Raw genomic sequence first — 10,653 nt, 5'->3', positions numbered from 1 at the left:
ACCAAATCGAGGTGAATCCGATGTATCCCAACACCGCCCGGACTCGGACGTCTAGGCGCGTCACTGTGACGGTGCTGGCGTTGGTCATTGTGTCGATGTCAGGTGTCAGCACCGTGCACGCAGACGTCGACGTCCCGCTCGGCGCGAAGTGCCCGAGCCTGTATGTGCTGGGGGTGCAGGGCAGCGAGGAAGCCACCTCTGACGCCATGATCACCAGCGACTCCGGTGCACTCGGGCAAATGTTCGGCGCCTTGGCCGCCGCAGCAGGGGATCTCGTGCAGCGCGCCTACGTCCCCTACGGCCGCGCACCTGACGGGACGAAACTGCCATATGACGTCGCGATTGTCGCCGCCACCGAGCGCCTGGAACAGATGGCCACCGAGGTTGTACTTCGATGCCCGAACACGAAAATCGCCGCGGCCGGATACGCCCACGGCGCATCGGCGGTCTCGCGGTTCGCTGATCGGGTTGGAGCCGGGAACGCACGAATCGGCGCCGATCAAGTCGCCGGAATCGCGTTGCTGGCCAACCCGAACCGTGGGGTCGACACCACAGTGCTGCCCGGCCGCCCCAACAGCACGACTCCGTCGGCTGCACCCGGTAGTTCGGGGGAGAAGGTCGCCATGATCTCGCTGCTCAACCCGATGTTGTCCGGGGCTGGGATCGCCGTTACCTCGCTGCCGTCGAGCGGCTTCGGGGCATTGACCGGCAGAGTCGCTGACCTTTGCGTCGCGGGCGATGCGATCTGTGATGCCCCGGCTGGGAGTTCTCTGGCGACCATTGCCGCCAATATCGCCGGCCGCTCAGATCTGCGTGACCCGATCGCGGCGGTGTCAACGATTGCCCAAGCCTTGTCGGCGACGGTCTACACCACCGCGGTGAACGTGGTCAACGGGGACCTGACCGGCACCAGCCTCGATCAGCTGTCCTATCAGCCTTCCAAACCACTCGGGCAGCGCTTGGCTGAAGCCTCCGACCCGAAATCCGCCCTTCCCGGCCCGAACGATGCTCTCGCGGCGCTGTTCAAACTCGGCACCATCGGCTTGAACGCGGTGGTATCGGTTGTGCAGAAGGTGTTCACCCCGACCACGATTGCCGAACTGGCGACCGTCGGTATGGCCAACCCGTGGGCGGCGGTCGCGACTTTGGGCACCAAGCTAGCGACCGCTGTCGTCGAGCTGGTGCCGCCGCAGACAACCAGCCGATGGATCAACCAAGCCTTCGACGCCATCACGAGCACCATCACCAACCGCAGCGAGCTCTACACCTTGGCCAGCTCTGCTCAGTACAGCGACACCTCCGGCCGCCACGGTTCCTACCGCACTGTGCCCGCTACACCGACTGGACGCTCAGCCCTCTCCGCTGTAGCCGACTGGTTCACCGCGCTCGCCCGCGACCTCGCTACCAACGGGCCATCCTTGGCCCCAACATCTTCCGTCACGAGTTCGTCGACTGCAGTACCCACCGCGAGGTCCCGCAGCGGCCCTGCCGCGCCGACGGCCCCGTCGTCGAGCGACGGTCCCTAGACCCCTTCGGGCGGAGCCCGATTCCGCAGATGTACCCACACCTGTCTGCTGATTCTCCCCTGGCGCTCCCGCCCGAAGGGCCTGCACTTTCCGCGACTACACCGAGGAGGTGAGAACACAATATGGCGTATGTAGGAGCCGAACCCGACATCAACAGTGAGCACGGCTCAGGCTGGCTACATCCAGCACAACCCGTTGCCCTGCAACCTGTCCCGCCTGTAACCGACGATGCGGACCTCGACGGCGGTATCGGATGGCAGTGGATCACACCGCAACCACCCCCGTCCACCACAAGATCGGGACGCTCGCAGGTGCCTCGGCGCGTATGGGTCGGGCTTACTGCCGGACTCGTGGTGGCCGCCGTGCTCATAGGCGCGGGAATCAACTCGGCTACCGACCGCCCAGACACCGCCATGCCGATCCCGACCCTGACCGCGGGCCCTCCAACACCACCATCGGGCGGCGCGTGTGCGGGGCTGTCCGGACATACCGTCACCTACGCCGCAGGCGACACGCACAGCATGGCCGGTGTAATCGCGGCGTTCGAGCACGCCTACTACGTGCAGCGCAGTTCTGAGGCCGCGATGCAGTTGGTTGCCCCCGAGGCAGGTCTCTCCTCCGAGGCCGTGTCAGCGGGCATTGCCTCCATCCCGACCGGCACCACGCACTGTGTCGGGATCACCCCGATCGCCGAGGGCGCCGCTGAGGTGCACCTGGTCGAGCGGCACCCCGACGGACTGCGCATCGACTACCTGCAGTTGATCAACATCCGCCAAGACCCCAGCAATACCGTCATCACCAACATCCAGAAGCAGGGCTGAGCGATGGCCGCACCGCTGCACTCGCACCAAGACCTAGAACACCGCCTCGACCCGGGCACTGTTGCCGTTCCCCCGCCGGAACGGTTGGCGCAGGTGTGGGAGACGCCGTTGCCGACCACGGGAGCGCATCCCCCGCTGTTCGCCGTGCTCGGTGCGCATGGCGGCGCCGGTACCTCGACACTGGCGCGCTGGTGGGCCCCGGCAGCTGACAGCGGTCTGGCCTGGCCAGGCTCACCCCTCACCACCCAACAGGTGATCGTCGCCGCCCGGCTCTGTATGTCCGGCCTGGCGGCGGCCGCCGATCGGCTACGCGAATGGCACGCAGGACTGGCACCCGACGGCGTGACGGTGATAGGGCTGGTGCTGACGGAGTCGCGCCCGGGGAGGGTTCCCGCGATGGTGCGGCGGTATCGCGCTGTTGTCGCCGAGTTGGTCGACCACATCTACGACATCGGCTGGCACGACGAACTTGTCGTCTGTGAACTCGCCGAACTCGCCGAATATGTGCCGTTCGACCCTGCCCCACGCCGCCGATCTCGGCTATGTGAGGCGGTTCCCGCAGACGTCCATCGTGCTGGAACTCAGATCATCGCCCGCCTCGCAGACTCTTACAGCAGTGCTGCGGCACAACATGATTCGGAGCAAACGCCATGATCACCGCTTACGTGGTCGGCGAGGCGGTTACCGTGCTCGCCCAGGAAATAATGATCACCCCGATCTCACCGCCGGGTGCGGACAAACTGATCAATCTCGTCAACTACTTGTCCTGGATCGTCATGCTCGCCGGGATCGCGGCTCTGATCTACGCCGGCGGCAAGTTCGGGTGGGAGCGATTCCATGGCGGCGCGGTCGAATCACCAAAGATCATCCTCGGCGCGCTGGTGGGCGGCATCATCGCCACCAGCGCTGGAGCGATCATGAACGCCGTTGTCACTGGAGGCGTATAGTCCATGCGCCGCCTCCGAATTCACCCTCAAATTTCCGCAGTCACACTGACCGGCAGTCCTGATGCCTGGACCGCGCAGAGTGGATTCCCGTCTGCACGGATTGCTCCGCTCGGCAGGTGCACGACCAGCCACTCTGGCCTGAGCCCGTTCACCGTCGTCGCCTCGGACGGGATCCGGATATCGGCTGCACGCCTCGGCCCTACGTCGCCGCCGGCGAGCGTGGTCTATGTCCACGGCATGCTCACCGACTCCACCTACTGGACGCCGTTGACCGAACACCTACACCAACATCTGGACGGTGGTATCGCCCAGATCGTCTACGACCAGCGCGGGCACGGCAGTTCCGAGCATTCACAGCCAGGGGTCCGAACTACGTTACCGATGCTGGTCGCTGATCTCGACGTGGTCTTGGCGCACACCCACGGCGCGGTCGTCTTGGTGGCGCATTCGGTAGCATCGCTGCTGGTGGGGGCATGGGTCCAACAGTACCCATGCCGTGCCCGAGCTTTGACGGGCATCGTTCTGTTCAACGGCTGCTCCGAATTCCCCTGGCTTCCAAGCTCCGATGCCCGCACCGCTGGGAGACGATCGCGTGTCTGCGAGCGTCAGCTCGTCGAGGGTCTCAGCACCTACCTCTACGAGTCGCCATCCCACTACGGATTGCCGCGCCGAAGCCTGTTCGACACCGTCCGGCGCAGGGTGCGGAGAGACAACCTCCCCACAGCCCTGGCTGCCCTTGCCGCATATTGTGGCGCTGCTCTCAACGGCGAGACGGCGACCGTCATGCGCAGCATCCCGACCTGGGTGATGACCGGTCAACTCGACCCAGTCGTTGCGCCGAGCAGATCCCACCATCTGGCCGAACGCATCTGGGGTGACTACGACAGCGTCCCTGCCGCCGGGCATTCCCTGCCGTATGTAGAGCCTGCCAAGGCATCCGAGCCGATTCTGGCTGCACTCGAGGTCGCATACCACACCCAACAGCGGGACGGCGGACCGCTGTGAATCCCAAAATGCTTCCTGCGGAGGTTCTTTCGCCGTTGACCCAGTTGCTGGGCTACCTGGCGTGGTTCGTTCTGCTCCTGTGCATTGCCCGCGCGGTGTGGATCGGCGGGCTGCTGGCGATCCGAATGTACCGCGAAGAAAGCGTCGAAGGACTTCTCGGCGTGCTCGCGGGCGCAGCCCTGCTCGGATCGGCCAGCTCCATTGCTATCGCCGTTCTGCCCACCTGAACCTTGTTGAGGAGACCTACGTGAACGTCTCTTGTGTACGTCGCATCAGCTCGGTGGCTGTGCTCGCATTCAGCGGTCCGATTGCTGCGGCTGGCCTGCTCGGCTGCGGCGTAGCCAACACCAGCGAATCGGCGCAGGTTAGCGCCACCGCCACCGCGCCTATCGGATTGCGGTGGCAGTCCTTCCAAGGTGTAGACCTCCCGGTCGCTGACCAAGGCCCACGCCGCACCGAGGGACCGGTGGCCAGCGGCTTCGACCGGTCACCGGCAGGTGCCGCCTTTGCCGCGATCCACGCGACGGTGCGGATGTCGATCGCCACCGACAACCAATGGCCCACGGTGGGACAGCGCATGCTCGCGCCGGGACCGGGCCGTGACAGCTGGGCCACCGCCCGCGTCCGAATTTCGATCACTGCCCCGATCACCAGCGCCGCGCCGAAAGTCCTCGGTTACGTGATTCCCCGCTACAGCCTCGACGCCACCGACGTCGACATCTACACCATCCACTCCGATGACTCCATCACCTGCAACAGCACCCACGTCCTCTGGCATGGCGACGACTGGCGCCTGCATCTGCCCGACAACCCGACCACCGCCCCAGTCACCACTGTCTCAGTGCCCCCGGCCGAGTTGGTCGCGCTCACACCGCGTTGAGGAGACCCATCCGATCATGAAATCCTATCGCCTGCTGATCATTCTGCTCGCAATCATCACCGCCGTTGTGATCGCCACATTCGTGCTGACCATCACCGACAACGGTCCTCGCGACCTCCCGGTCGATACCGGCGGAACCCCTCAGCCGACCGAGCACTCGTTCCCCGACCTGACGCCGACCCCGCTACCACCGATGACCGACCTGTTCGGCAACCGACTGGAAGTGCCGTCCGAAGAATCCGGTGTCGTTCTTGCCCAAGACGCCGGCACTCGGCCTGACCCTGCCCGTCCGGACTACTTGGCGACCCCACCCGCGCGTATGCAGTGGCAGCGTGGTTGGGGCGGCGCTGCACTACCGATTTCGGGCAGCGACGGACCATCCCGCATTCACGATGGAATAGCAAGCGGATTCGCCCGCACTCCGCAAGGCGCGGCCCTCGCCGCGTCCGACGCGCTCGCCCGTGCGATGGCCGCGCCCGACGGCGTGTGGCAGAAGGCGGTACGTGAACGCTACTACGGCGGCGGCCAGGCGCTACTCGATCGATTCGCCCGCTCCCGTATGCGCACCCGCGACGCCGCTCGCTACATCGTGGTCCCTGACGGCGTCCGGATTCAGCCCAACTACCGCGACGACCTCGCCTTGGTGCAGTTCGCCACCCACGACGACATCGGCTACACGATTTCAACCTGGCCGATGACGTGGATCGACGGAGACTGGCACGTCCGAGTCCCAAGCGATTTCGAAACATTCTGGGGCCCAGGCACTTCCGCCTCCTACTTGGCGGGGTTCGGATCATGGAAGGCCGCGTCATGAACGAAACTGCCCTCGCTGATCATCTGGTCGCCGCCACGAGGATGTGGGTGGCACAGCTGCCCATCCCGAATGTTTGCGATATGCCGCTGGGACCCCAACAGGCATGTGAACAACTCGGTCAGGCCGCAACCAGGGCGGCAAGCTCTGCACTCGATGACTTCGCTGACACCCTTCTCGAAGGTCTGACCAACGCTCTACGGATTGCCATGACCTGGTGGACCACGATTCCCTCACCACAACTGACGGGCGCGGGAGGCGAGCCGGGCGAAGCGCTGTCGTCGATTCGCGAATACAGCGGCGGGCTCCAAGTGCTGTTTCTGACGACCGGGATCATGTTCGCCGCGGCGCGGTTGGCACTGGCCAAAAGGGGCGGGGTCGCGGGCGAGGCACAAGAGAGCTTTTTGATGCTGGCACGGGCGGTGTTCGCGTCAATGGCCTTCGCTGTGGTGATCGCCGCTGGAACACGTGCCGGGGATAGTTTCGCCAACTGGGTTCTTTTCGACGCCAGCCGTGGCGACTTGGACGGCGTAGTAGACCGTCTGATCGGGTTCGACGCGGACACTCGATCCGGGCTGGGGACCGGGTTGCTCTTGCTGGTTTGTCTGCTCGGTCTGATCAGCACCTTGATCCAACTGGTGATGCTGGTCGTCCGTCACGCCTTGCTGATCCTGGTCGTGGCAGTGATCCCGTTGGCCGCAGCAGCCTCGGGAACCGGGCCGGGTTCGCAGGGATACAAAAGGCTGTTGAGCTGGTCACTGGCGTTTGTGCTATTCAAACCGGTTGGCGCGCTCGTCTACGCAATGGCGTTCACCGTGATCGGGCGGGACGAACAACGAGATCCGCAGCTGGTCCTGTTGGGACTGATCCTGTTGGTGATGAGCGTGGTGGTTCTGCCCGCGCTGATCAGGTTGGTCGCACCCGCCGTAGCGACCCTAGGTGGCGGCGGCGGTGGTGCGGCCGTGCTGGCCGGTGGTGCGGCAGGTGTGGCGATGGCGGCGATGGGCGATCGTTCGGGAGGACGCAAGTTCAGCGAAGGCGAGAATGACCCCGGCGGCGGATCACCACCAACGCCTGGCGGATCGCCCAGTGTCGGCGGCGGCCGTCTGATGCGCGGTGGCGGGGATAGCGGCACCGGGACAGCAGTGGTCGGTAGTCCGGTGACCGGCGGCGCTGGATCAGGTGATGCCGCGACTGGCGGTGGAGCGCCGAAGTCCTCTAGTGCGGCTGGCGCGGACGGCGGTGGTGAGGCAGCCGGCGCTGCTGGCGGCGGGGGTTCAGTCGCGATGGGCGCGCAGATAGCCACAGGTCTTGCACAGCAGGGTATTTCAGCGTTCGAAAGCCACACCGAGGATGCGACCGCAGGTGGGTTGGATCCGGATGCGTTGGGTCCTGGGGAGGTTCGGCGATGACTGCTCGGATGTATGGCCGCTGGGAACGCCCCCGTTCCGCTGGCTTCTTCGGTTTGACCTGGGGCGTGTCGATGCTCGGGCTTTGTCTGATCGTCGCCGTGATGGTCGGATTCATGACCACCCGATCGATATCGGTCGCCACGAGCCTGGTCGCGGCTGCTGCGCTGGTGTTCACGCCGCTGGCGATCACACGTAACGGCCGCACAGGCTGGGAAATCGCCCTGCTGCGCGTCCAGTTCGCCGCCGCCCGCGCCCGCGGGGAGCACGTCTACCGCGCCGGCCGGTTCTCCAGGATCCCCGGCATTGCCAAATTGCCCGGTCTTTTGGCGGACTCGCGGCTGTCAGAGTACGAGACGGCGGGCGGGAAACGGTTCGCCATGATCCATATCCGCCGCGGCGATCACTACACCGCAGTGTTGCGGGTGGTTCCACGTGGCAAGGAACTCGTTGACCAAGCCCAGATCGACTCCTGGGTAGAGGGATACGGCGAGTTCCTAGCGGCCCAGAGCCGTGGTGGGGAAGTCGTCGCGGTGACCGCGGTGCTCGACAACGTCGTCGAAACGCACCTCAAGCAAGCCGGTGAGGTCGCCCGGCTGGTTCGGCCCGACGCCCCGACTTATGCCCAGGCGGTGATGCGGGAAGCCGCCGCCGATATCGGCGGGGTTGGCGTGCGGATCGAGGCGCGCATCGCCATCACCTACCGTGCTATCGGCAAAGGCCGAATCCGCCGCGATGAGGCCGAGCAGGCTCGCGAGATCGGGCAACGTCTCCAAGGAGTCCTCTCCCAGCTTGCCCGCGCCGGTCTACCGGCAACGCCGTTGCAAGCGTGGGAAATCCTCGGCCTGGTACGCAGCCGCTACGACCTGGCATCCCAACGCGACGTCGAAGCCGCGGACTCGGACATAACCGACACCCAGTCGTGGGACTCAGTCGGCCCCATCGCGCATCAGGACCGGTGGGATCACTACGTGCACGACGGCGCCCGCTCGATCACCTGGGAGATGGACGCCGCTCCGCGCGGCGCAGTCATGGAGACCGTGCTCGAGGAGCTATTGCGACCCCGCGCGGACGTGCCACGCAAGCGCGTGGCGATCGTGTACCGGCTGCACTCGGCGGCCGAGGCGACCACCCTGGTCGACTCCGACTTTCGCGACGCCATCGCCGCCGAGCAAACCGAACGCGGCATCGCCACCGCCTCAGCACGTATCCGCATCGGCAATACCCAAGCCGCCCGCGAAGAACAAGCCCGCGGCGCGGGGCTTACACGGTTCGGGGCGCTGATCACGGTCACCGATCACTTCGATGGGGACCTGCCAGGGATTGAGGCGTCAGTCAAGGGCATGGCTGCCGCGTCGCGGCTGGGGGTGCGCCGCTGCTATGGCACCCAAGCTGCTGCGTTCGCCGCCAGCCTCGGGATCGGATTGATCCTGCCCGAACACACCTCCATCTCGAAGCGGGTCTCGGCATGAACACCCGGCTCGCCAAACCTTCTCAGTCCGCACGCACCGAAACGGTTGCAGGTGTGCGAGTGCTGACGGCAGAGGGGCGAGCCGCTGAGGAGGCGAACGCCGCCAAGCCCGGTTTGAGGGGGTGGCGGGCACGGCTGGCGATATCGAGCGATAATCATCGCCTGGCCAGCGCCGCGCAGCGTGCCGAGGACGGCAGCCACGATGGCTTCGACCGACCGATGCTGCAACTGACCGACCGGGGATATCGCGAGTTCGGCGGCGGCCGCGCCACGGTGGTGCCCAGCACGCCTGAGTGGCGGGCGACCACCGTGCAGGTAGCCGGCTTGTGGCCGTTCACCGTCGGTGCCAGCGCTCCCACGGTCGGGACGCCGGTCGGCACGCACTACATCACAGGCGCACCAGTGCATTTCGATCCGATGTCGTGGTTTCTGCGTGGTTTCATCACCGCCCCGATCGCGTTCGTATTGGCACTCAATGGGTTCGGCAAATCCAGCCTGATCCGGCGGATGGTCACCGGCGCGGTAGCGTCGGGGGAAACAGTGCTGTGCATGGGCGACACCAAACCCGACTACCGCGACTTGGTGATCAGGCTCGGTGGTCAGGTAGTCGATGTCGGCTACGGACACGGCACCATCAACCCCCTCGACGTCGGCGCCCTCGGGGCGGTCGTCGAACGGCTCACCGACCGCGATCAGCGACGTCAGGTCACCGCCCGTGTCGAAGCCGGGCAGGTCAACATCGTCGCCGGTCTGATCGAGTTGGTGCGTGGGTCGCGGGTGGCCGACTACGAAGAAGTCCTCCTCGCCGCCGGGCTGCGCGAACTCTCCAGCCCCTCAGGCGGATTCAGCTATGAACATCCGCCGCTGCTGTCGAACCTGCTGGAGGTCATTTCCGGCGGCGGCGAACAACTGCGCCAGTTTGCCGAGGAAGACGAGGCCAGCTATCGAGCCAGCACCAAAACCCTGCGCCGCTCCCTGCGCGCCCTGGTCGAAGGCCCGTTCGGCGCGATTTTCAACGGACCGACCACCACCCGTCTCGACCTCGTCAGTCCTGCGGTATGCGTGGACGTCTCCCGTATCCCCGAAGGCGATACCAAACTGTTGGCTGCTGTCCTCATGGTTTGTTGGAGCGAGGGGTTCGGCGCGGTCGCCGCCGCCCACGCACTCGCCGACGCCGGGCTCGCGCCGCCGCGCACATTTGAGGTCGTCATGGACGAAATCTGGCGTGTACTCGGCGTGGGGGAGTTCATGGTCGACCGCGTCGACGCCTTGACCCGATTGAATCGCACGTTGGGTACTGGGCTGATCATGTGCAGCCACACCATTAAGGACCTTGCCAGTTTCGACTCACCTGCCGCTCAAGCCAAAGCCCTCGGGTTCTTCGAACGGGCTCGCGCAAAGCTGATCGGACCGGTCGGCCCAGAGGAGATCAACCGCATTCGTGCTGCGGTGGGTGTCACCGACACCGAGAAACTCCTCGTGACCTCCTGGGCGGCGCCACGACCACCCAGCGACGACGACCTCGACCCTTCCCGCCGCGAAACCCCTCCCGGCACAGGGTGCTTTCTCCTCAAGACCGGCGAAGCCAACGAACCCGGCATCCCGTTCCGGCTGGTGTTCACGCCGACCGAGCGCGCCGCAGATGTCCACAACACCAACCGGCGTTTCGACAACCTGCCTGCAGCAGGGAAAGCGAGCAGGTGATGACCAATGGGCACTTCCTCGCGGGTTGTGGTGGCGACGGCACTCGGTCTTCCGGTGGCGCTGATCTTGCTGTTGCTGG

11 protein-coding genes are annotated in these 10,653 nt (G+C 65.6%); all 11 read left to right on the top strand.

Going from position 1 to position 10,653, the window contains the following annotated elements; all coding sequences use genetic code 11:
- The first annotated feature begins 65 nt into the window (after window positions 1-65).
- Entirely contained in the window at window positions 66-1,526 is a 1,461-nt protein-coding gene (locus AB0B25_RS08060; RefSeq protein WP_357176292.1) for a cutinase family protein, read from the top strand.
- A gap of 122 nt (window positions 1,527-1,648) precedes the next feature.
- The gene (locus AB0B25_RS08055; RefSeq protein WP_357176290.1) at window positions 1,649-2,347 is read left to right on the top strand and encodes a hypothetical protein; all 699 of its coding nucleotides are present in this window, start codon (window positions 1,649-1,651) and stop codon (window positions 2,345-2,347) included.
- Between the two features lie 3 nt (window positions 2,348-2,350).
- Window positions 2,351-3,001 carry a hypothetical protein gene (locus tag AB0B25_RS08050; protein ID WP_357176288.1) on the top strand — a complete coding sequence of 217 codons (651 nt, stop codon included), beginning with the start codon at window positions 2,351-2,353 and terminating at the stop codon, window positions 2,999-3,001.
- Entirely contained in the window at window positions 2,998-3,294 is a 297-nt protein-coding gene (locus AB0B25_RS08045; protein WP_357176286.1) for a hypothetical protein, read from the top strand. The genes AB0B25_RS08050 and AB0B25_RS08045 overlap by 4 nt, the downstream gene beginning before the upstream one ends.
- 3 nt (window positions 3,295-3,297) lie before the next feature.
- Window positions 3,298-4,299, top strand: a complete 1,002-nt coding sequence (locus AB0B25_RS08040; protein ID WP_357176285.1) for an alpha/beta hydrolase — start codon at window positions 3,298-3,300, stop codon at window positions 4,297-4,299.
- Window positions 4,300-4,334: 35 nt separating this feature from the next.
- Window positions 4,335-4,526, top strand: a complete 192-nt coding sequence (locus AB0B25_RS08035; protein ID WP_357176283.1) for a hypothetical protein — start codon at window positions 4,335-4,337, stop codon at window positions 4,524-4,526.
- Window positions 4,527-4,546: 20 nt separating this feature from the next.
- Window positions 4,547-5,179, top strand: a complete 633-nt coding sequence (locus tag AB0B25_RS08030; RefSeq protein WP_357176281.1) for a hypothetical protein — start codon at window positions 4,547-4,549, stop codon at window positions 5,177-5,179.
- A gap of 16 nt (window positions 5,180-5,195) precedes the next feature.
- Window positions 5,196-5,993 carry a hypothetical protein gene (locus AB0B25_RS08025; RefSeq protein WP_357176279.1) on the top strand — a complete coding sequence of 266 codons (798 nt, stop codon included), beginning with the start codon at window positions 5,196-5,198 and terminating at the stop codon, window positions 5,991-5,993.
- Entirely contained in the window at window positions 5,990-7,402 is a 1,413-nt protein-coding gene (locus AB0B25_RS08020; RefSeq protein ID WP_357176277.1) for a hypothetical protein, read from the top strand. Before AB0B25_RS08025 ends, AB0B25_RS08020 begins: the two co-directional genes overlap by 4 nt.
- Window positions 7,399-8,871 carry an SCO6880 family protein gene (locus AB0B25_RS08015; protein WP_357176275.1) on the top strand — a complete coding sequence of 491 codons (1,473 nt, stop codon included), beginning with the start codon at window positions 7,399-7,401 and terminating at the stop codon, window positions 8,869-8,871. Before AB0B25_RS08020 ends, AB0B25_RS08015 begins: the two co-directional genes overlap by 4 nt.
- 59 nt (window positions 8,872-8,930) lie before the next feature.
- A complete protein-coding gene (locus AB0B25_RS08010; protein WP_357176274.1) occupies window positions 8,931-10,574 on the top strand; it encodes a hypothetical protein in 1,644 nt (547 codons plus the stop codon).
- The last annotated feature ends 79 nt before the right edge of the window (window positions 10,575-10,653 follow it).

Origin of the sequence: Nocardia sp. NPDC049190, from assembly GCF_040648115.1 — a bacterium.
Classification (GTDB): domain Bacteria; phylum Actinomycetota; class Actinomycetes; order Mycobacteriales; family Mycobacteriaceae; genus Nocardia.
This window is presented reverse-complemented; position numbering and strand designations above follow the sequence as displayed.

Coding starts and splice junctions, on each gene's coding strand:
- AB0B25_RS08020 (WP_357176277.1), top strand. CDS start 5,990: ATGAACGAAACTGCCCTCGCTGATCATCTGGTCGCCGCCACGAGGATG.
- AB0B25_RS08045 (WP_357176286.1), top strand. CDS start 2,998: ATGATCACCGCTTACGTGGTCGGCGAGGCGGTTACCGTGCTCGCCCAG.
- AB0B25_RS08025 (WP_357176279.1), top strand. CDS start 5,196: ATGAAATCCTATCGCCTGCTGATCATTCTGCTCGCAATCATCACCGCC.
- AB0B25_RS08055 (WP_357176290.1), top strand. CDS start 1,649: ATGGCGTATGTAGGAGCCGAACCCGACATCAACAGTGAGCACGGCTCA.
- AB0B25_RS08050 (WP_357176288.1), top strand. CDS start 2,351: ATGGCCGCACCGCTGCACTCGCACCAAGACCTAGAACACCGCCTCGAC.
- AB0B25_RS08015 (WP_357176275.1), top strand. CDS start 7,399: ATGACTGCTCGGATGTATGGCCGCTGGGAACGCCCCCGTTCCGCTGGC.
- AB0B25_RS08040 (WP_357176285.1), top strand. CDS start 3,298: ATGCGCCGCCTCCGAATTCACCCTCAAATTTCCGCAGTCACACTGACC.